At 38.8% G+C, this 22679-nt stretch carries 20 protein-coding genes; 7 read left to right on the top strand and 13 right to left on the bottom strand.

The genetic code is table 11. From position 1 onward, the window contains the following. Nucleotides 1–15: 15 nt before the first annotated feature. Nucleotides 16–1938: a transglycosylase domain-containing protein gene (locus tag FJR04_RS05685; RefSeq protein ID WP_168492576.1), complete on the top strand. Its 1923-nt coding sequence runs from the start codon at nt 16–18 to the stop codon at nt 1936–1938. 52 nt (nt 1939–1990) lie between these two features. Here the strand turns inward: FJR04_RS05685 and FJR04_RS05680 are convergent, their stop codons facing one another. Both FJR04_RS05680 and FJR04_RS05675 read right to left on the bottom strand, forming a co-directional pair. After that, a complete protein-coding gene (locus FJR04_RS05680) occupies nt 1991–2314 on the bottom strand; it encodes a DUF1825 family protein (RefSeq protein ID WP_168492574.1) in 324 nt (107 codons plus the stop codon). A gap of 290 nt (nt 2315–2604) precedes the next feature. Then, on the bottom strand, nt 2605–3519 hold the full coding sequence (locus tag FJR04_RS05675) for a DnaJ domain-containing protein (protein WP_168492572.1): 915 nt from the start codon (nt 3517–3519) through the stop codon (nt 2605–2607). Between the two features lie 389 nt (nt 3520–3908). Here FJR04_RS05675 and FJR04_RS05670 point away from each other — a divergent pair, with 389 nt between their 5' ends. Both FJR04_RS05670 and FJR04_RS05665 read left to right on the top strand, forming a co-directional pair. Next, nucleotides 3909–4280, top strand: coding sequence for an NINE protein (locus FJR04_RS05670; protein ID WP_168492570.1), 372 nt, complete (start codon nt 3909–3911; stop codon nt 4278–4280). Nucleotides 4281–4433: 153 nt separating this feature from the next. Continuing rightward, on the top strand, nt 4434–4967 hold the full coding sequence (locus tag FJR04_RS05665) for a ComEA family DNA-binding protein (RefSeq protein ID WP_168492568.1): 534 nt from the start codon (nt 4434–4436) through the stop codon (nt 4965–4967). Between the two features lie 45 nt (nt 4968–5012). On the opposite strand, the gene lepB is transcribed toward FJR04_RS05665, so the two are convergent. From lepB to FJR04_RS05620, 9 genes are all read right to left on the bottom strand, one after another. Next, nucleotides 5013–5585 carry a signal peptidase I gene (gene lepB / locus FJR04_RS05660; protein ID WP_168492566.1) on the bottom strand — a complete coding sequence of 191 codons (573 nt, stop codon included), beginning with the start codon at nt 5583–5585 and terminating at the stop codon, nt 5013–5015. A gap of 187 nt (nt 5586–5772) precedes the next feature. After that, nucleotides 5773–6264, bottom strand: coding sequence for a nucleotide exchange factor GrpE (locus tag FJR04_RS05655; RefSeq protein WP_168492564.1), 492 nt, complete (start codon nt 6262–6264; stop codon nt 5773–5775). Further along, the gene (locus FJR04_RS05650) at nt 6257–6874 is read right to left on the bottom strand and encodes a molecular chaperone DnaJ (protein WP_254445207.1); all 618 of its coding nucleotides are present in this window, start codon (nt 6872–6874) and stop codon (nt 6257–6259) included. Before FJR04_RS05650 ends, FJR04_RS05655 begins: the two co-directional genes overlap by 8 nt. A gap of 172 nt (nt 6875–7046) precedes the next feature. After that, nucleotides 7047–9482 (bottom strand): peptidase M, neutral zinc metallopeptidase site, encoded by a 2436-nt coding sequence (locus tag FJR04_RS05645; RefSeq protein ID WP_168492562.1) that lies wholly within the window; start codon nt 9480–9482, stop codon nt 7047–7049. Continuing rightward, entirely contained in the window at nt 9479–9973 is a 495-nt protein-coding gene (locus tag FJR04_RS05640) for a LysM peptidoglycan-binding domain-containing protein (RefSeq protein ID WP_168492559.1), read from the bottom strand. Before FJR04_RS05640 ends, FJR04_RS05645 begins: the two co-directional genes overlap by 4 nt. Further along, complete coding sequence (locus tag FJR04_RS05635; protein WP_168492557.1) at nt 9970–12180, bottom strand: Hsp70 family protein; 2211 nt, start codon at nt 12178–12180, stop codon at nt 9970–9972. The genes FJR04_RS05640 and FJR04_RS05635 overlap by 4 nt, the downstream gene beginning before the upstream one ends. Before the next feature lie 405 nt (nt 12181–12585). Next, a complete protein-coding gene (locus FJR04_RS05630) occupies nt 12586–13296 on the bottom strand; it encodes a zinc-dependent metalloprotease family protein (RefSeq protein ID WP_168492555.1) in 711 nt (236 codons plus the stop codon). Between the two features lie 3 nt (nt 13297–13299). Further along, nucleotides 13300–13905 carry a TerD family protein gene (locus FJR04_RS05625; protein ID WP_168492553.1) on the bottom strand — a complete coding sequence of 202 codons (606 nt, stop codon included), beginning with the start codon at nt 13903–13905 and terminating at the stop codon, nt 13300–13302. Nucleotides 13906–13917: 12 nt separating this feature from the next. After that, complete coding sequence (locus tag FJR04_RS05620) at nt 13918–14493, bottom strand: TerD family protein (RefSeq protein WP_168492551.1); 576 nt, start codon at nt 14491–14493, stop codon at nt 13918–13920. Between the two features lie 771 nt (nt 14494–15264). Between FJR04_RS05620 and psbB the strand changes: the two genes are divergently transcribed. From psbB to FJR04_RS05600, 4 genes are all read left to right on the top strand, one after another. Beyond that, a complete protein-coding gene (psbB, locus tag FJR04_RS05615; protein ID WP_168492549.1) occupies nt 15265–16791 on the top strand; it encodes a photosystem II chlorophyll-binding protein CP47 in 1527 nt (508 codons plus the stop codon). A 98-nt stretch (nt 16792–16889) separates the two neighbouring features. Further along, nucleotides 16890–17003 carry a photosystem II reaction center protein T gene (locus tag FJR04_RS05610; protein WP_168492547.1) on the top strand — a complete coding sequence of 38 codons (114 nt, stop codon included), beginning with the start codon at nt 16890–16892 and terminating at the stop codon, nt 17001–17003. Between the two features lie 441 nt (nt 17004–17444). Next, a complete protein-coding gene (locus FJR04_RS05605) occupies nt 17445–18545 on the top strand; it encodes a 30S ribosomal protein S1 (RefSeq protein WP_168492545.1) in 1101 nt (366 codons plus the stop codon). A 128-nt stretch (nt 18546–18673) separates the two neighbouring features. After that, entirely contained in the window at nt 18674–19408 is a 735-nt protein-coding gene (locus tag FJR04_RS05600; protein ID WP_168492543.1) for an HAD family hydrolase, read from the top strand. Nucleotides 19409–19492: 84 nt separating this feature from the next. On the opposite strand, the gene FJR04_RS05595 is transcribed toward FJR04_RS05600, so the two are convergent. Beyond that, entirely contained in the window at nt 19493–21139 is a 1647-nt protein-coding gene (locus tag FJR04_RS05595; RefSeq protein ID WP_371717222.1) for an ArnT family glycosyltransferase, read from the bottom strand. Between the two features lie 217 nt (nt 21140–21356). Then, nucleotides 21357–22511, bottom strand: a complete 1155-nt coding sequence (locus tag FJR04_RS05590; RefSeq protein WP_168492541.1) for an iron-containing alcohol dehydrogenase — start codon at nt 22509–22511, stop codon at nt 21357–21359. Nucleotides 22512–22679: the final 168 nt, after the last annotated feature.

Raw genomic sequence — 22679 nt, 5'->3', positions numbered from 1 at the left:
GGAAGTGAGATCGCCGTGTCGTCTAGGACTTTTGATAACAAACAACCACAAGAGCAGGCTTCATCTGGATTTGATTTTTTTAAAGGCGTAGGCCAGGTAACAGGTGGTACTCTGCTATCTGTAACACTCCTAACAAGCTCTATTGCTGCGGGAGCATTAGTTGGTTTAGCTATTAGCTTCCGTAATTTACCAGATGTTAGGCAAATAAAAAGCTTTTTTCCCTCGGAAACAACCTACATATATGATATCAAAGGCAAGCTTTTAACTAGTATTCACGGTGAAGCCAACCGAGAAGTAGTCCCCCTGAATAGAATTTCTCCCAACCTGAAACGCGCAGTTCTGGCCAGTGAAGATGGTCACTTTTATGGACATCACGGAATTAATCCCACTGGTGTAGGCCGAGCGATCGTTGTTAACATGGCAGCAGGTGGAGTCAAAGAAGGTGGTTCTACTATCACCATGCAATTGGTAAAAAACCTATTTTTGTCTCAAAAACGGGCTTTTACCCGCAAGTTAGCAGAGGGTGTCTTAGCAATTCGTTTAGAGCAAATTCTCAGTAAAGACGAAATCCTAGAAATGTACCTCAATCAAGTTTATTGGGGTCATAACAACTACGGTGTCCAAACAGCAGCACGCAGTTATTTTAATAAATCAGCAGAATTTTTAACCTTGGGTGAATCAGCTATGATGGCGGGTTTAATCCAAGCGCCAGAACAGTTTAGCCCTTTTGCCAGCATGAGACTAGCCAAGCAGAAACAAAAGGAAGTTCTGGGGCGGATGGTAGAGTTGAATTGGATCACCCAAAAAGAATATGATGATGCCCTCAAGCAAGAAATTAAACTTGGCAGAATCAGGTCTTTTCAGGGTAGCGCCTCACCTTATATTACTAATACTGTAGCCCAAGAGTTGGCGAAAAAATTTGGACGTGATGTCCTGTTAAAAGGTGGAATGCGCGTACAAACTACTGTTGACGCTAAATTCCAAGCTATGGCCGAAGATACTGTCAAAACTTGGCATAAAAGACTTCAGTCTCAAGGGTTATATAAAAACCAAATGGCCTTGGTGGCAGTTGATCCCCGTACACATTTTGTTAAAGCTCTAGTTGGTGGTGTAGATTCTAAAAGCAGCGAATTTAACCGAGCTATCCAATCTCAACGCCAACCTGGTTCTTCATTTAAACCCTTTGTTTACTATGCTGCCTTTGCTACTGGTAAATATGCACCAAATAGCACCGTGTTAGATACTCCAGTTAGCTACCAAGATGGCAATAGTCGGTACTATCCAAGAAACTATGATGGTGGCTTTTCCGGAGCAATGTCAATTCGCACAGCTTTAGCACAGTCTCGCAACATCCCCGTGATTAAACTTGGTAAAGCGGTGGGGATGAATAAGGTAATTGAAACCTGCCGGACTTTGGGGATTATGAGTCCCATGGAACCCGTTACCTCTCTACCTTTGGGCGCTATTGGTGTCACTCCCCTAGAAATGGCTAGTGCCTATGCTACCTTTGCTAATTATGGTTGGCAATCACCAGCTACCGTAATTGTGCGAATTACAGATAGTGCTGGTAATGTGATCCTCGATAATACACCTAAACCAAAACAAGTTTTAGATCCTTGGGCTTCAGCAGCTATTATTGATGTTATGACTTCAGTAATGACTGAAGGTACAGGTAAAGGTGCTTCTATAAATCGCCCCAGTGCTGGTAAAACTGGAACTACATCTTCAGAAAAAGATATTTGGTTTGTCGGTACTGTACCACAACTAACTACTGCTGTTTGGGTAGGTAGGGATGACAATAGACAGTTGGCTAGTGGAGCAACTGGTGGTGGAATGGTAGCCCCCGTTTGGCGCGATTTTATGACAAAAGCACTCAAAAATGTTCCTGTAGAAAAGTTTAAGTCCCCTTCTCAGTTTCCACGTCCTAAATCAAACTAAGAGGTAATTGATAATTGTCAATTGTCAATTGTCAATTATCAATTGTTCCCAGTCATTGTGTTTTTTCCAATTCAGATTTCATCCTCTCTAAGGTGACGTTCATTTGCTCAAACATTTGTTGTGGAGTTACACCAAACTGACCTAGCTGAGTTTTTAGTTGCTGTATGGTCATTTGCGCCATGAAATCCTCTGATAGTTCAAAACGCTTCATAAAGACGCGATATCTATCCATCAGGGTTTCCATTTGCTCAATAAACAGTTTTTTGCCCTCGCGGTCAAATTTGCCGTAGCTGTTGCCAAGCTGAATCAGTGCTTGATAATCTTCAAACAACTGTTTAGCTTCTTGCTGCACTATTTCAGAGTCGAAGAATCCCATTTTACTTCTCTTTAACTGAGTGCTATTACTTCAGTAACTTCAAGTTTTGTCTCTATTTCTATTTTACTCTAGAGTATTCGTCTAGGGAAACTACTTCGGTTAAAGTAGGGTTTTTTACCGAAATTTCACCACTTGACCTTTTTTGAACTGTTTAAATTTGTTCACTTAAGTAGGGTTTGCTGAAAAAGTTGTCTGTGAGGATAGGGAACAGGGAACAGGGAACAGGAAACAGGAAGAGAGTTTTGGACGATTTTACTTTTCTTCACACATTTTGGTTATCTCACGTCTACCTACTTAGATAAAAATTTATTTAATAAAGAAGCTATACCCAAAGCTTTGACTATTGATTGGGGAGTGCTTGTTTCAGTTGCCTGAATTTGCAAAAGTTCAGCGTATTTTAAAGCCAGTGGTTGTTTAGGATTAATTTTTAATGCTTGACGAATATAGACTTTAGCCATGCCTACAAATTTCTGTTGAAAATGTACTACCCCTAGTAGGGCATAGTAGTCACTGTTAGCTGGTTCTAGCTTAATTGCATCTCGTAGTTCTTGTACTGCTAGATTCCATTGTTCTTGATTAGAATACTCTACTGCTCGTTCATAGTGACGTATGGCATAGTCTTTTAGGTCTGGTTTGAGAATTGTGTTTGGAGATAAGGTTTTTGGAACTGACTTAGTTTCTGGTTGGGGAATGATAGGCTGAGATTCATTACTTGGTGAACGGTTTGGTTTTTGGCATGACAAGTAAACTATATTTAATGCACTTAATTGCTGTGTGACTTGATATGCTTGACGGAGTGAGTGATATTGAGCCGTTGCATAGGATTTAACTGCATCTTCATAAAATAATTCTGCTTCTTGAGCAGACATTGTTGCTATGGCCTGAATTATAGAAACTTGGATACCAACGGCTTTTTGTTTATCTAAGATTTTTGCTTCTGAACGTAATATTGCTATGGTGTTCAGGCGTTTTTTGCTTTGTTTGAGTTGTTCATAAGCTGGGTTAATTAATTGTGTAAATACTGCTTGGGCTAATTTCTGATCTGGTTTATTGTTATTAATATAGTTATCAGGATGTAGCTGCTTTGCCAGAACATAATACCTTTTACTAATCTGACGTTCGTCAGCATTCACAGAAACGCCTAAGATAGCATAAGGATCAATAAGCAGGTTTAGCCATTCCGTTGTTAGGGTGTTCTGTGACATTTTAGTATTGTTCGCAAATAAAACCTTTATTGGTACTGGATATAAAAGTTGAATTGATAATTACAGATGGGTTTATCTAGTATTAGATTATTTTTAATTATTGTTAAGTTACGTAAATACACTTAGTGTATCACTGATATCAAGATGTTTCCATTAATTTCATGGTCTTAGTTAAGATATACATTTTCATATTTGTGTTGTAGTGTGTGGAATTTGATTAAGTTGGTATGATTGATGTTTGATATTAGCAATTATGAGATCACAAATAGAAATCATATTTTATTTTTAGAAGCATATTGTGTGTATCTACCTCCGTTATTTGTTTTTGCCCGTTAAGATAGCTTTACGAGTCAGTTTACAAATCAAAGATGATGGGTATAAATAAAATTATGTTAATTAAACGAAAAAGCCGGAACATTGCTGCTATTTTAGCTTTTTCTGGGACACTTACCATTTCAGGTTTACATAAATTTTACTTGGGACAGCCAATTTGGGGAATAATATATGTTTTGTTATCTTGGACACCTATTCCTAAAGTAGCTAGTGCTATTGAAGGGGTGTGGTATTTGACTCAAGATGAGGAGACTTTTGATCGGTATTTTAATTTGGGTGAGTCTGTAGTTAAAGTATCCTCCCAGACAGGTAATCATGTAGAATCATTAGCTAATGCTTTGCGTGAGTTAGAAGCACTGCGTCAAGATGGATTAATTTCTGAATATGAGTTTGAGCAAAAACGCCGCCAGATGTTAGATCAGATTTAGGTGACAGGGAACAGGTGACAGGTGACAGGTGACAGGTGACAGGTGACAGGTGACGGTGACAGGTGACAGGTGACAGGTGACAGGTGACGGTGACAGGTGACAGTAAGAAGAAGGGAATAGGAAAGAGTTTTTTTGATCAAGCAAGATTGATTTATGAATAAATGGCTACCTTTGAATCTGAAGTTGCAAAAGCTGCGAGCCAAGTTGCTGAGTGACCCTTATTATCGTTTACAGTCAGGTGAAGAAGTGCAAATGGCCGCTGAATTGGGTTTGGGTATTGACGCTAATCAAGCGACTGTGGATGATTGGCTGCGTTTACCTGGGTTATCAATTCACCAAGGGCGATCGCTTGTGGAACTTTCCCGTGCTGGTGTAGTATTCTACTGTATTGAAGATGTGGCTGCGGCTTTGGGTTTGCCTGTACAGCGATTAGAACCCCTCAAACCGCTGTTAAATTTTAATTATTATGACAATAATTCCCTAGATCAACCCCCTCTTGTTAACCCTAATACAGCTTCGGTAGAAAGTTTGTCTAAAATTCCTTTTATAGATTCATCCCTAGCGCAGAAAGTTGTAGAAAACCGCCTGGCTGCTGGTCCTTACCGAAGTTTAGCAGATTTTCAACGACGGTTAGAATTACCAGGGGATGCGATCGCTCAGTTAATGTATTATTTGCGGTTCTCGTAGGGGCGCAGGGCCTGCGCCCAGTCTTTTTCTGCGCCCAGTCTTTTCCTAAATTAAGCCAATGCGGTCAAGTGGCCAGAAGCGAAATGTAGCACGACCGATGACGTTTTGGCTGGGTACAAAACCCCAGTAGCGAGAGTCATTACTATCATTGCGATTGTCTCCCATAACAAAAAATGCGCCTTCTGGGACTTGGATTTGGGGAAATGGACGATTAGGGGGTTCGGCAATGTAGTCTTCTGTTAAGGCTTGACCGTTGAGGTAAACTTTACCTTGAGAGATACTAATTACTGATCCTGGTTCACCAATTACCCGTTTAATAAAGGCTTGGTTTTCCGGATATCCCCGTCTTTGTAATTCTGGTGGTGACTGAAAAACGACGATATCGCCTGTTTTGGGAGGGTGTAAACGGTATGATACTTTTTCAACTACCAAGCGATCGCCTGTGTGTAAGGTAGGATACATTGATTCAGATGGAATCAAGCGTGGTTCAGCGATAAATGTCCGAATTAGGAGAGCTAAACACAGGGCAATAGTTATTAAAACTAAATTTTCCTGCCAACCACTCCATATTTTTGTTTGTGGAGAAGTTTCTTTAATATCACTTTCGTGAGGAGTCATAGTTAACAGTGTATGTAGGATTTTAAAGGAGCAGGGGGGCAGGGGAGCAGGGGAGCAGGGGAGTAGGGGAGCAGGGGAGTAGGGGAGCAGAGGAGCAGGGGGGCAGGGAGTAGGGGAGCAGGGGAGTAGGGGAGCAGAGGAGCAGGAAAAACTTCTTAACAACTGACAACGAACAACTGACTACTGACTACTGACCATTATCTGATTTAGCGGTAATGACTTCTGTGGGACGAAGAACTTTTTCACCCCAATGAAATCCGCGACGGACGATTTTAGTAATAGTTTGGTCTGGGATATCGGTTCTTTCTTCCCGATCAATGACGCGACATAAGTTAAAATCTGGTTCTGTTCCTTCCTGTAATTCTATAGGTAAAAGTTGACGTTTTCCTAATACACTGAGAAACTTCCGATTAACTGCACCAATGGATCTGGGTAAGCGTTCTATAAATTCTGGACTAGGATTAGGATTATTTTCTAGGTATTCTAATAAAGCTTCTAGGGCATCAGCTACTTCTAAAAGTTCTAAGAATAAATCTTCTGTTTGGGCTGTGGTTTGGGTTTGCTGTTCTCGTAAAGACTGCTGTAATACCATATTGTCTTTTTGGAGAACGCCGAGTTTTTGTACGAGTAATTCTCGTAATTCTAAGCTGATAAGATAGTTTGGGGATAAGTCAGGCACGGGAAATCTCTTTAGATAGCATCGCTAAAATTTTTTTAGCCCAAGTGTTGACTTGGGAATGAGAATGATTACTCAAAAGTTGACAGAGGGCGATCGCTCTTTGTAATTGTCCACCCATTTGATAAGCTTTAATTAGCCACATTTGGGCTTGAATATAATTTGGGCTATTGCGCTCTTTACACTCTTGACAGTAATCTTCTAAATATTTTATAGCTTTAGGGTAGCGTCCCTCTTTACAAGCTGTCATCCCTTCGCTGAAAAGTTCTGCTAATGGTATGGGTAGAGGTTCTCTTTCTAAATTTTCTTGTTGGTTAGCATGAGCGATCGCTTGCTCTAATCCATCAAATTCTGATAATAAAGCTAAGGTAGGTGCAGGTTTATCCAAAGCTGATAAATCACTATACTTGAATCGCTTGATCGTTGGCAAGATCGGGCGCAAATAATCAGCAATAATCCTTTCTTCTGACTTCATTAAGCTTTTTTGCGCTTTAGCAATAACATCAACAGGATACTGTTTTCGCTTCATTGCTAAGGCTACAGCTTTGGTAATTTCGGCTTTTGATGCTGCTTGAGATACACCTAAAATATCGTAAGGGTTATTTTCCATCATATACAGCGGTATGCACTCTTTGTGAGATACAGTCATTAAATCGCAAAACCTGTAGGGGTGGGGTTTCCCCGCCCTCGATTGTATTTCATCCGACTGATAACCGCTATATCAGGGAACAGAGTTAAATTATATCCCCGACTTCTTAAAGAAGTTGAAAATCTGGTTATTGAGATTAACATAATCCTAATCCAGTATAAATTTCTTGAAATGACGATTCATAAGGACAAAGTTCATAAGCCCAACTTCCTAATTGATGAACTATTTCTGGATCATTTAATTTACCATTTTTAATCCCATTCACTAATATATCAATAAAAATATCAGCGACAATATAACGAATTCTTTCATGTCGTGAAAATTGAGCTTTTCGCTTCACTTCTTCTAATTGGTTATTTTTAAATAATCTGTCAATTTCTTCTAATTCTTGATTAATTTCTACTTTTTCAATTAAGGTAATTACAACTGGATTATCTTCATCAATTCTCCTAATTACTTGTAAATGTTGTAAAGCTTGTTCTGTAGAAATTTGCTGACTAAAAAGTTTTTCTTGCAGTTCCTCGGCTTTATATTCGGCTAAATAACTGCGTGCAGATTTAGTGGCAATTAGATCATACCAAAATTGAGCAAATTCTAAATGTTCATTAAATTCTGATATAGCTTGACGTTGTAAACTACAAAGCCTATCTATTTCTTGTTGCCAATCTTGATTATTTTGAATTTCTGATTTAGCTTGTTTAAGAGGAATTATTGCTTGTTGCCAATTTTGCTTTTGTAGATAGAAATATCCTTCATGGTAATCAACGAATTTACTTGCAAATTCTTCACTTTCAATAATAGCTTTTTTTGATGGTTTTAGAATAATTGCTCTTTGAATATCTGCTTCCAAACAAGCCGCTACTGCTAATCCCCAACAGCTATAAAGAGAATGGAGAATTTTTTGGTGAAAAGATATTTTTTCTACTGGTTTGATATTCTGTAATTCGTAATAATTACGATAATATTCATAACATCCAGGTGTAATAAATAAATTATTAATTACCATTCCTGAATTTACAGGTTCACCCATAAATTTTAAAGCCACTAATTCTAATCTACAATAATCACGTAAATTCAAATATACTTGAATATCTATATCTTTAACTCTATCAATTGCTGATTCTAAACGGCGTTTTAGCTCTAAGGATAAAGAATTAAAATCAACATTTTTATTTCCCAACCAAGGAACATCCTGGAGATGAATATTTATGGTAATATTAGCAATAGCAGTAGCGAAAGAAATAATAAATTCTAATAAATTATCATCGCTATTTTGAGCCAGATAATAATTAGCCACTGCCCAATTGTGTAATGTGGTAATATTTGATTGAGTTATCCATTCATTTTTAGCTACTTGAGCAGTAAATTGCCAGTTGTGATTTTGCCAAGCTGCTGCTGCTAAACGGGGTTGAATATGTTCATTAATATTTTTTTCTACTATTGGTTCAAATCCAAATTTGCTAATATATTCTTGACTGACTGTTTTAGCTAATTCTAAATCTTCAGACTTGACTAATTCTTCAATATTTTGTAAAGATAGTAAACGTTGTCTTTGGGCAATTTCTTTGATAATTTCTTGTTGTTGGCTAATTTGAGAACTTGATATATTTTGCCATTCCCGATAGGCTGATTGTAAAATTCCTTGTTGAGCAAAAGCAAATCCACGCAGATAAGCAGCTTGTGTGCCGGGGACATTTTCTAAATGAGATATGGCATTAGTCCAATCTTGGGTTTTAATAGCAATTAAGCCTAAACGAATTTGGCAATCTTGGAAATCAGGTAAAAGTAATTTAGCATTGGTATAGAAGGTTTTAGCTGCATGGAAATCACCTATTTTTTCGGCTCTCAACCCTTGTCGAAATTGTTCTCTCGCTTGAAATGTGGATTTTAGTTTTTGTAATAAATTTACACCATCAATGCGAGGAAAGTTAGTAATAACAGTTTCTAGAATATTAATAGCACTGCGTAATTTTCCTTGAGTTTCTGCTTGTTGGGCTTTTTCCAGAGCAGAGTTATATATTTGTTCTTGAGTAACTTGGGTTTGAGCATCAATAATAGCTTGTTGAACTGAATCAAGAGGATATAATTTTAATGCTTCTTGATAAAGAGAGATTCCCTTTTCATAAAAAAGATTTACTACCTGTAATTTTCCTTGATTTGCTAATTTTTGAAATTGCTGTCTTTGTTGCAATTCCTGTTGGCATTTTTGAATTATCTGTAATATTGTTGGATCATAAATAATTTGGCAATAACGCTGATAAAGAGAAATAACACCCGCTAAAATTTGAGTTTCCCAAGGATTGCCAGTATCATTCTTAATCATCCCTTGGGCTTGCATGGCCAATTTATCAGCAGCTTCTATATATTTCCGCCATGTAATTAATTGTTTTTCTAATTTTTCTACCAGATTACCAATTAATACTTTTGCTAATAAACGTTCCCAAAAACTGGGTTTTTCCGCCCAATCACTGAGGGCTGTTTCCGCAGTAATTACCGCTGCCCGCAGTTGTTTTTTTTGGGCGAAATTTTCAGCTTTCTGACTAGCTTGCTTGAAGCTGTCAACTCTACTCATAGAGTTTTCCCTTTACAGCTACTAGGAATTTTCAACACCTGATCTATGTCTAATTGATTTTCCCGCTTTTGTAATTCCGGATTAGCTGTAACTATTAATTGCCAATCAGTAGATTTACTACAAAACTTACCTGCAATACTACTAAGAGTATCACCAGATTTAACAGTATAAGTAGCTAATGGTGGGGCTGGTTTGGGGACAACTGGGGTAATTACCTGTGGTGTAGGGTTGGGATTAGTAGAAACTGTAGGATTAGGGACAGTTGCGGTATACATAGCAGTTTGCAGTGCAAAAAAACTACCACCTGCACCGATAGTAATTCCAATCACCAACATTAAAATGGCCATTCCTGTTGTCCAAGATTTTGGCCGCTGGGGTAATTCTTCCAAGGAACGAATTAGAGAAACATCCGTGTCACAATTAGGACAAATATTTCCCTCAATTCCTTGATACCCGCAAACAGGACAATCAATTTTGGTTTTAGTGTTCATCGTGTAAGTCCCGTGATAATGCTATTACTGGGTAATTCTTGATTTAACCAATGTTGCACATCTGGCTGTAATTCTCGCCATAAACGATCTGCTTCGTTGCTATCACCACCTGTCGCTGCACTCAACATTCGAGATAGTTTATCAGACATAGCATTAGCTTGGGTAGGTGCAACAACTTTGGCTTGTTGGATAGCGAGAATACAACCTTGAATTAACTGTACTTCATCAGGTAAGTTACGAAGTTCGCGTCTAGTTTCTTCATTGTGATACTCCATGGAGGAGCTATTGTTAGTATTAATAGCAAATTGTAATTCTTGACTCAACTTTTGTAATCGTTCTTGTTGGAGTTGGGGAATCATAAAACCGCAGAATTTGATCACGCGATCGCACTCATTCACCAAAGACTCTGATTCTAAGCGGACGGGAGACATAGATACTTGGAACTGATTCAAACTTTCCCCAGCCCGTTTTTGTAAATCACTATATTCTTCTCCAGTCGTAGGATTAATAATCCCATTGGCTAACTGAACAACTGGTACAGCTAACTTCAAAGCTTCTTCAACACCATAAGCAGTTAAATCTTGGTGATTAAGTTCTTCTATCGCTTCCTCTAATTCTTTGTATATTTTCTCATCCACACGCCCCCGTGAAAAATTACAACTCACTTTTACAGATGGATTATTTTTTAAAGTCGCAGTCATTTTTAAATCACTGTTCTTTTCATCCAACTCTAAATAAGCAATAATTTCTGTTCCCGCTGGATATTTTTCATCTAAACCCAACCACATATCCCCAATCCGTTCATCATTTTTCACCCCATCTAAATCTTCTTTGACATCATCAGGGCTAAAAAATTGAAAGTGAATCAAGCGTTGTCCTTCCGCTACTGTTTTAAAAGTATGAGATACCGTTACAGGTAAGATATCACCACGATTAATAACTTTATCCTGACGATCTATTAATTGAATAAAATAATCACGAGAAACAGTGGTGACTTTATCTGTTTGTCCAGCCGCAACAATGGCTGCACCTTCAGCAACTGCATACATAGGACGGGGATGTAAAACAACTTTATTCGCTCCAAAAGCTGCTTGTAATTGACGTTGAACTAAGGGAATTTGGGAAGAACCTCCAACTAAAAGCACCACATCCACCATATCCATTTGATATTCTGCATATTCTAAGGCTTGGTGGCAAATTTGTAATGTTCGTTCTACTAATTCCCCAATCATATTTTCAAATTGCTCGCGGGTGATTTCCACTTCAATAGGAATCCCAATTCCTAACTCATCTAATAATTGGGTAGCGGGGTTAATTTGAGCCGATGTTTTATTACTTAATTCTACCTTTGCCCGTTCTACAGATATTTTTAAATCAGCGTTAAATCGCCCTCTTTGATAATATGGCATTTTAGAAATTAAGCTATCAATATCACTAATTCTTTCTTGTTTAGCAACTTGCTCTTTCACAAACTTGATTAACCGGGAATCAATATCATCACCACCCAACCATAAATCACCCGCTTTCCCCTGTTCAATAAAAGAAGTTCCGGCTGCGGTAATTACTGAAGCATCAAATGTCCCACCGCCAAAATCATAAACCAAAATTGTCTTGACATCATCGCTATTAGGTGAAAAACCGTAGGATATAGCCGCTGCTGTAGGTTCTGGGAGCAATTCTAAGGGAGTAAGTCCAGCTTTTAGGGCTGCGGTGCGGGTAGCGTGACGCTGTTGATCATTAAAATAAGCAGGAATCGTAATTACAGCTTGATCAATATTTTCTTCTTTACCTATACTTCGTTGATAAGTTTGAGCATTTTGCACCACTTTTTTGAGAATTTCCGCCGAAATATCCTCTGGTTGGTATTCTTTACCTCCTACCCACACAGCAATGCTGTTATCTGTTCCCTGACTGGGTTGGGCGATTTTATACGCTAGTTCGGATTGTTGTTTTTGAACTGCTACATCCCCGAAACCCCTACCCATTAACCGTTTGATGGAAATTACTACATTTTCTGGATCATGGCGAATTTGGTTATAAGCTTGTTCTCCTACCAAAAATTTACCTTGTTCAGCAGCTACTACTGAGCGGGTAAGTTTTCTATCTGGGGGTGTGTTGTCATTCGCTGTGACTACTTCCACACCTGCTAACTTAAATGCAGCGACGGAGTTAGTTGTTCCTAAGTCTATACCAATTGCTTTACCCATGATTAATTCTCACCCTGGTTATGAATAACTTAACTGATTTTAAGCATAGATACTGATTTTTACTTTTCCTGATAAAAATTAAGTTAGGTAAAGTAATTAAATTTTATTTTATACCAAGTTTTATTGTGGGATCTAAATTCTCATCTAAAACTGTCTTTAATTTTGAATTGTTAAAAATATTTAGGCGTTGCTGATAGCCATATTGAGGTATGAAATTCCTAAATTGAACCTTTAAAACTCTTACCTTTGCGTCTTTGCGCCTTTGCGTGAGACTAAAATTCATACCGTTAATCAGCAACGCCAATATTTATAGCGATTCCTATCTAAGTGAGTTAAAACAAGAAAGAATTAACCGCAGATAGAAGATGATGGACACGGATAAACGCAGATAAATTTGTATCTCATTTACCTAAAATTTGCTGTATGTTGACGAATAGCTTTATTCATGGAAATGATCTGTCCTACATGGAAAGAAGGAGGCATTAAACTATGAATTCGATGATCCAATCCATCGTGCATAACGTCTGTAGGTAATAATGAATGATCTAATCCCAAGGTATGACCAATTTCATGAGCGATAGTATTAGCAATTAAGTTAGATAATTGACCTAAATTCAGATTAGCTTGATTGGAACTATTAATAATTTGGTCAATACGAACAGCAGCAATATCTGTAACTTGATGATGACGGAAACTAGCTATTCCTAAATAATCTACTGGTTGTTGATCTGCAAATACATATACATGAGTGAAATTACGCCCCCATTCTTTGTCCTCTGGTTCTTCTGAAGTCAAAAATACATGAACACTTCTAAAGGCACTAAAAACTTTAGCCAAAGCATCTGCAATTATTTCTAGCATGATGCTATTGTTGTCAGTTGTCTTGATGATTCCAGAAATATCTACCCAGATACAATGGCGCTTTTCTTGATCTTTACGAATTAGAAATGAACCGCATGATGGACACACACGCCAATCAGGTTGAATCCGAGAACGGCAACTTTGACAACGTGGTTTTGCTGGTCTGTCAAGGTTAATCCGTTCCCAGATGGGAACTTGCAATTTACGATTGATCTTGGTTTTTTTGGTTAAATTCAGGCGATCGTAAAGTGACATTATTTAACAATAAGATGCAACAAGTTCCGCTAAACCATTAACACTGACACCGTTGCCAATAGCTGCCATTTTCCACTCATTATTATGGCGATAAACTTCAGCTAAAACCATTCCTGTCATCCCGCTGTATTCTTTACCAGAAAGGTTATATCGAGCTAATTCTTTATTATTAGCTGCATTTACCAATCTGACAAAGGCATTGTCAACTTGGGTAAAATCTTGTTTACGTGCAATGCAATCGTAAATATTGATGACGAAGACTAATTTAGCAATATCAGCAGGAATGCGAGGTAAATCAATAATGATTACTTCGTCATCACCATCGCCAGCACCAGTTAAATTGTCTCCTGTATGGACGATTGATCCTGATAAATGTTGAAGATTCCCAAAATAGATTATGTTTTCTTTTGCTATTAATTTACCATTAGCATCCAAGCAAACTACAGAGGCATCTAGATCATAGTCATGACCACCTCCACCAAAATTCCTAAAAAATCCGCCACCAGAGCGTTTAACCACATCCCAACCTAGTCCACACATCAATTTGGTTAGACCAGGAGCTTCTTTAGAAAGGGAAATTCTCTGTCCTTTCTGGAGATTAATTGCCATTTTAAATTTCTCCTAGCTAAACCGATCTAATAAAGCTTTTAATCCCCCTTGATAACCTGAACCAACGGCATTTAACCGCCAATCTCCGTCTTTACGGTAAAGTTCAGCCATAATTAATGCGGTTTCAATGGAGTAGTCTTCAACTAAGTCATAGCGAATAACTTCTTGTTCGTTTTGAGCATTGACAACTCGAATAAAGGCATTCTGCACTTGACCAAAGTTTTGATGCCTTTCTGCTGCTTCATGAATAGTTACAGTGATAACGATTTTGTGGACATCCGCAGGGACTTTTTGCAAATGAATCTTAATGACTTCATCATCACCATCACCTAAACCTGTCAGGTTATCTCCAGTGTGTTGAACTGATTTGGCAGGATCTGGACTGGTGAGATTATTGTAAAAAATGAAGTGTTGATCAGAAATTAGTTTTTCGTTACTTCCTAAGATAAAAACGGAGGCATCCAAATCAAAATCCAAGCCAGTATCTACAACTTTAACATCCCACCCCAAACCTACAAATACTTCGGTTAGTCCTGGGGAAACTTTTTCCAGTGATATCCGTTGTCCTTTAGTTAGTGAAACTGCCATTGCTTGGTATACTCCTCAAGTTTTTGCTTGTTTTTACTCATAGCCAAGTCTCAGACTGATATCTAAAATTAAGATTTAGTCTTGTTTAGTATTAATAGGGAATAGGGAAAATCGAGGCACACTAAAAATAATTGCATTTAAATTCTGTCTACTGTCATGAAAGACATGAGAGTTAATACTTATTTCAGCATATAGACATCAAAAAGGCAAGTCACGATTTTGTAAAAAAAACTTAACTTAGTCGCAAGTAAACTTTTAACTCCGTATTTTGTCTATTCCTCACCGATAGCCAGAACTTATATGCGTAAATTCAGTCTAAAATAAAACTGGTAGTTTCTCTAGAAGCGATCGCGAAGAGATGCTGCAAGTAGTTCGCTCGGTAAAACCCCAATTTAGTTTTATGCTGGAATAGTGGACTTAAAAAAAAACTTCAGCTTTCCCGATAGATCAGGTTATAACCAGCATTTCTGGAGACTAGTAACGATATTTAAGCCACAAGCTACGTAACTCCAGCTATAGAAACCCTTGCAAAGCGTTCCATCAATAGTTACACTTTTTAAAATATTCTCATTTTTGTTTAGCGATCGCCCAAACACTCAAATAGCTAGTTCTTGACAAAAGAACTCAAACTATGGTAGTGCGTCGGTATTGCCAAATTCAAAATCAGCAATAAAAAAACTCAGAGATTTTTCTGATAGGCGGCTTCCGTCCCTCAGAAACTCGGTAAGAAAATTGCTTTGTAAACATAACTATCCAGGAGGCTTGTAGTCAATGGGACTACCTTGGTACCGAGTACATACAGTTGTTCTGAACGATCCAGGTCGGCTGATTTCTGTACACTTAATGCACACAGCTTTAGTAGCTGGCTGGGCAGGTTCAATGGCACTGTACGAACTGGCTGTTTACGATCCCAGTGATCCAGTTCTCAACCCCATGTGGCGACAAGGGATGTTCGTACTTCCCTTCATGGCACGTTTAGGCGTAACCGAATCTTGGGGCGGTTGGAGCGTAACTGGTGGTACAGCAGTAGACCCCGGTTTTTGGTCCTTTGAAGGCGTTGCTGCTGCTCACATTGTTCTCTCTGGTTTATTATTCCTCGCTGCCGTTTGGCATTGGGTTTTCTGGGATTTGGAACTCTTTAGAGATCCTCGGACTGGTGAACCTGCTTTAGACTTACCAAAAATGTTTGGTATTCACCTGTTCTTATCCGGTTTACTTTGTTTTGGTTTTGGTGCTTTCCACCAGACCGGACTATTTGGTCCGGGAATGTGGGTATCTGATGCCTATGGCATCACTGGTAGTATTCAGCCAGTAGCACCAGAATGGGGTCCGGCTGGGTTTAACCCCTATAACCCCGGTGGCGTTGTTGCTCACCACATTGCGGCTGGTGTAGTCGGTATTATCGCTGGTTTATTCCACCTCACAGTTAGACCTCCCGAAAGGCTATACAAAGCCCTCCGGATGGGTAATATTGAAACCGTACTTTCCAGTAGTATTGCTGCTGTGTTCTTCGCTGCTTTCGTAGTAGCTGGAACTATGTGGTACGGTAACGCGACTACCCCAATTGAATTGTTTGGACCTACCCGCTATCAGTGGGATCAAGGCTATTTCCGTCAAGAAATTCAGCGTCGTGTGCAAACTAGTGTTGCTGAAGGTGCAACTCTAACTGAAGCTTGGGCAAAGATTCCTGAAAAACTGGCTTTCTACGATTACGTCGGCAATAGCCCCGCTAAAGGTGGTCTATTCCGGACAGGCGCAATGGTGAAAGGTGATGGTATTGCTCAATCTTGGCAAGGTCACGCTGTCTTCACAGATGCTGAAGGACGGGAATTAACAGTTCGTCGTCTACCTAACTTCTTTGAAACCTTCCCAGTAATTTTGACCGATAAAGATGGTGTTGTCCGCGCTGACATCCCCTTCCGTCGGGCAGAATCTAAATACAGCTTTGAACAAACTGGCGTAACTGTCAGCTTCTACGGTGGTAATCTGAATGGTCAAACCTTTACAGATCCTGCTGATGTGAAGAAGTATGCCCGCAAAGCTCAAGGTGGAGAAATCTTTGAATTTGACCGGGAAACCTTGAATTCTGACGGTGTATTCCGGACTTCTCCCAGAGGTTGGTTTACCTTTGGTCATGCTGTATTCGCTCTACTATTCTTCTTTGGCCATCTCTGGCACGGTTCACGGACAATCTACCGTGATGTATTTGCCGGTGTGGAAATTGAAGAAGAACAAGTTGAATGGGGTCTTTTCCAGAAGCTGGGTGACAAGACAACTCGTACCCGTAAGGAAGCTTAAAACTTGGATTAAGTGTGAAGTGGAGAATATCTACTTCATGCTTTTTACTAGGCTTGGTAAACTAAAATTACTGGCTCAACAGGCAGGATCTGAAGAATATGGAAAGTGTTGCTTACATCTTGATTTTAAGCCTAGCAATAGGTGTACTCTTTTTTGCGATCGCCTTCCGCGAACCCCCTCGCTTTGAGAAAAAAGAAGAAAAGAAAAGTTAGGTTGTTAAAACCAAATTTTTAAAGGGATATCACCCTTGTATCCGTTGTTACTATTTTTAGTGGCAACGGATAATTTTTATGTATGCCTTGCTTAATGAAGTGAAAACCTAGATAAATCAATAACAATTGACAGGTGACAGGTGATAGGCGGAGAAGATAAAAATGTTCTTCATTCTTCATTCCGATAGCGTACCGTGGCGTAAGCCATATTCCTGAACTCTTGATTGGATAAATAATTGTGACTACTTATAGCCGATGACAGATGAATAATGGCAAGATATTTGATATAATTTTCTATCTGGAAGTTGATATGTGTTAAGACTAGCTATTCTAAGCTAGGATAAGACAGGACTGTAAGTAAAAACGGTTATCCGACTGCTTACAAACACACAGAATATATGACAAAACCTTTACGGAGACTAGAACCAGGAACACATTAGCATGGTCAATCAGAACTTAACCGCTACAGAAATTGGATTTACTCTCGAAGATTTCGCTGCTCTACTTGATAAGTACGATTATCACTTCAGCCCTGGTGATGTCGTACCGGGTACAGTTTTCAGTATAGAGCCGCGCGGCGCTCTGATTGACATAGGTGCGAAAACCGCAGCATATATACCCATACAAGAAATGTCTATTAACCGGGTCGATGCCCCGGAAGAAGTCTTACAATCAAACGAAACACGGGAATTTTTCATCCTTACCGATGAAAATGAAGATGGTCAGCTTACCCTTTCGATCCGTCGAATTGAGTATATGCGGGCTTGGGAACGAGTACGGCAGTTACAGGCAGAAGATGCTACTGTCCGCTCTGGTGTTTTTGCTACCAACCGTGGTGGTGCATTAGTGCGAATTGAAGGACTGCGCGGCTTTATCCCCGGTTCTCATATCAGCACTCGCAAACCCAAGGAAGATTTGGTAGGTGAAGAACTGCCTTTGAAATTCCTAGAAGTAGATGAAGAGCGTAACCGCTTAGTTCTCTCCCATCGTCGGGCGCTAGTTGAGCGCAAGATGAACCGCCTGGAAGTCGGAGAAGTGGTCATTGGTACTGTTCGCGGTATCAAACCTTATGGTGCTTTCATTGATATCGGTGGAGTGAGCGGACTACTACATATTTCTGAGATATCCCACGAGCATATTGACACTCCTCATAGCGTCTTTAATGTCAATGATGAAGTGAAAGTAATGATCATTGACTTGGATGCAGAAAGGGGACGGATTTCTCTGTCTACTAAACAGTTAGAACCCGAACCTGGTGACATGATCAAGAACCGTGATTTGGTTTATGATAAGGCCGAAGAAATGGCAGCTAAGTATCGGGAACAATTGCTTGCCAAACAGCAAGGTATTACTGCACCTGTGGACGCAGCACCTGTGGATGCAGCGCCTGTAGACGCAACACCTGTGGATGCAGCACCTGTGGACGCTACATCAGTGGAAGCTGTAACTGAAGAAGTTGCACCAGTAGATGCTGTAGCCGAGGAAGAAATTCCCGCAGCTACAGATATTGAAGAAGAAATCCCCGCAGCTATTGAAGAATAGTAGATTTATTGTTGTAAGTAATTACAACTCAGATCATTCAAGTATATAACAAAGAGGGATTTCCCTCTTTTTTTTTAACTTAGCGTTTAATCTAAAATCTGCAATTAATCTAAGTGGGGTGCAATATTTTGACAAGTATTAAATGTAGAAACATGACGTTTTCTAATATTGAAGCGATTTTATTTGATAAAAACGGTACTTTAGAAGACTCGGAAGCATATTTAAGAACACTAGGACAAAAAGGGGCGCGGATGATAGACGCACAAGTTCCTGGTATTGGTGAACCCTTATTAATGGCTTTTGGTATTGATGGCGATCGCTTAGATCCAGCAGGTTTAATATCAGTAGCAAGTCGCAAAGAAACAGAAATTGCAGCAGCAGCCTATATTGCAGAAACTGGTAGGGGATGGTTTGAGTCTTTGAAAATTGCTCGTCAAGCTTTAGCAGAAGCTGATCAATATGTGGGAAAAACCCCTTCACCTTTATTTGTGGGTAGCTTAGAAGTTTTAAAGTCTCTGTCAATAGCAGGGTTAAAATTAGGGATTCTGTCAGCAGCAACTACTGAAGATGTGAAACAATTTGTGACTACTCACCAGTTAGGCGATTATTTACAACTGAAAAAGGGAGTTGATGATGGTCCGAGTAAACCAGATCCCACCCTATTTTTAGAAGCTTGTCAAGCTTTAGGAGTATCTCCAAACGCAACTTTAATGGTAGGTGATTCTGTCGGTGATATGCAAATGGCGCGTGACGCTAAAGCCGCTGGTTGCATTGGGATTACTTGGATTGGTAAAGCAAATAATGTTAAAGGTGCAGATGTGGTTATTAATCAACTTGATGAAATTCAAATTATTGAAGATTAATTAGGGCTAGGAGTCAAGAGTTTAGAATGAAGAACATTTTCATCTTCTCCTCCCTATCACCTATTACCTCTTCACTGTCACCTGTCACCTGTCACCTTCTTCACCCACTACCTGAATCAACTTCCACTTTCGGAAAGTGCCAATTTGACGTTCATTCTTTGATTCACCCACTTCTGGCTCAGGACTAACCCAAGCATAATTATTGATAGGAACATCTGCAACTTGTTGAAATCTTTTTCCCCAATGAGGAGTATCAAAAGTTAGTAATAACAGAGCCTTATCTCCACCTGTAGTCATTGTTTCTGTTTTTTGAACAACAAAATTAATAGAATTATCTTTGAGTACAGAAGCAATTTCTGGTTGCTGTAAAAACAATTTTATATCAGGACTATAGTTACTTAATAACCCATTAGCACCAGCCACAGCTACAGCTAACCAAGCAGGTACTAACCAACTTGCCAACCAATAATTAGCAGTTAGAAATTTTTGTCCAAACCGATGACGAGCAACCCAAATTATTGGTAAAAATAACCAACCAAATCCTAACACTAACCCTATTAATGAATAACTTTTAATATCTGTTCCCCCATTAATAGGCAAAATCTCCGTATTTAGGATTATTCCTGCTATTAAAACAACTCCACCTAAAATGCCAAATACATAACTTAAATTTCGGGGTAGGTAAAAATATTTTGTCTTCTGAAAATTATTATAAATATCTCCTAACCAATCTAATGCTACTGCTGCTAGAATTGCCATCCAAGGACAAAGCATCAGAGCATAATGAGGTAAACGAGTGGAAATTATACTAATTTCTAGAAATATAATCAGAGGACACACAACTAATATCCAGAAATTGCGACTCAAGTAACGACGACAAATGAGCAACAGTCCCAAAATACTAAATAAAGGCCAAGGAAACCCCTTCAGAGGCAGATTCCATAAATAATAAAAAGGTGAATGTCCATTTCGTTGTTCTGTACTTATCTTGGTGACAAAACCAAAGAAATGTTCAAAAACAATTGCACCGTAATGTTGCCAACTTAACCAAAACCAAGTAATTACTGGCATAAAACCGACAACAAAACCCACATACAACAGAGGATTATTAAAATGCCGATGATGACGATTTTGCCAAATTAAATAAGGCAATAAACCAATAAATGGGACAAATATTAATTGACCTTTAATTAAAAATCCTAACCCTAAACTTAAACCCGTACCAAAACCCCAATAATAACGATATTTGGGCTGTAATTCTGATTTAATTAAGCAGAAAATACCGAAAAGAGCAATACAAATAGTAATAATATCTGGAGCAACTAATCTACTAACTTGTAACCAAATAAAAGATACTGATAAAATTGCCCCAGCTAACCAAGCTATCCGTTTATTTAACAACATTGTTGTTATTTGATAAACCAGGAAAATACTCATCACAGAAGCAACTTGGGAAGGTATGCGAGATGTTACCTCATTAATCCCAAACATTGTGTAAATAGATGCTAGAATCCAATAAAAACCAGGCGTTTTTTCGTAAGCAAGTTCTGACCAAGATTGGGGAGTTAACCAATCTCCAGACTCTAGCATCCATCGAGAGCGTACTGCATAGGTGGTTTCATCGTGAGCAATAAGACTATCTTGCCCATGATTCAATAATAATAATGGCACTACCCAAACAATTAATCCCAAAAAATACCCTGTTTTTGGCAAGTTAAGTAATTTTATCACAGTGAATTTGATCTTCCTACTATCAGATTATTTGTTCATACTTTAGGGTAATTATGCACCGTTTTTCTATATATAAGTTATTTGTATAAAAAAATAAATATCTATTGTTTCTATAAAATGATCTTGCTGTAGAGTGGGCATTACTCATCATACTTGTATTTAAAAAATCAAATAGGATTAATAGGTCAGACAAAAGCCTGACCTATGGTTTTAATTTCTAAGCGCAAAGAGCTAAAATCTGTTCAACAACTTGCGGGTTAATATCTTTATTTTCACCCAAAGCTATCATCCCATGCTTTTCTAAATTCTTGATCACCACTGGAATTGTTTCTATTCCCACACCATAATCCGATAAGTGAGTGCGAACACCAACTGATTCAAAGAAATAACGAGTTTTAGTAATTGCTGTATCTACCCGTTCTTCTTCAGAACCACTGACAATATTCCAAACTCTATCTGCATATTGTAGAAGTTTTTGCCATTTGCGATCGCGTCTAATTGTTAAAGTGCTAGGTAACACAACCGCCAAAGTTTGAGCATGATCCATACCATGCAACGCTGTCAACTCATGGCCAATCATGTGAGTCGTCCAATCTTGAGGAACACCCGCAGCAATTAACCCATTTAACGCCATTGTAGCCGACCAAACTAAATTTGCCCGTGCATCATAATCTGTAGGATTTTCTAAAGTTTTTGGTCCTTCGGAAATCAGAGTTTTTAAAATTGATTCAGCCATGCGGTCTTGTAATGGTGCATTTACCGGATAGGTTAAATACTGTTCCATGACATGAGTAAAAGCATCAACTATCCCATTACTAATTTGTCTAGGAGGGAGGGAAAAAGTCGTTTCTGGGTCAAGAACTGAAAATTTAGGAAACACCAAGGGACTAGCGAAAAATAACTTTTCTTGCGTTTCCCACTTAGTAACAACTGAGTTTGTATTCATTTCCGAACCAGTTGCGGGTAAAGTCAAAACTACCCCCATTGGTAAAGCCGCAGTCACTGGTGCGCCTTTTGCTAAAATATCCCAGGGGTCGCCCACAAAGGGAACAGCAGCAGCTATAAATTTAGTCCCGTCTGCAACTGAACCACCACCCACCGCTAATAGAAAATCAATACCTTCTTTGCGGATTAATTCAACGGCTTTCATCAAAGTTTCTAAATGGGGGTTGGGTTCAATCCCACCAAATTCAAATACATTCCGTCCAGTTAAGGCTAATTTTACTTGATCATAAACGCCATTGGCTTTAATGCTACCGCCGCCGTAGGTAATGAGAATTTTAGCATCTGCGGGGATTTCTGGGGCAATGTTGGCAATTTGACCTTTACCAAATAAGATTTTAACTGGATTATAAAAAACAAAATTTTCCATGATTAGTTACGCAAGAGAATTATATTTCATCTTGAGTATTGTAATCAGTTTCGAGATTTCTGCGACTTTATTTAGGGAATTCTCGTACACAACGGCGGAAATCAATCAACCATTAAAAATTCTCAGGTAGCTTGTATCATCTGCTTTTTTAATTTTCAATTCCGCCCT

Source organism: Anabaena sp. UHCC 0204 (assembly GCF_009711975.1).
Taxonomy (GTDB): domain Bacteria; phylum Cyanobacteriota; class Cyanobacteriia; order Cyanobacteriales; family Nostocaceae; genus Dolichospermum.
The sequence above is the reverse complement of the archived record's forward strand: the minus strand, read 5'-3'. Positions and strand labels throughout refer to the sequence as shown.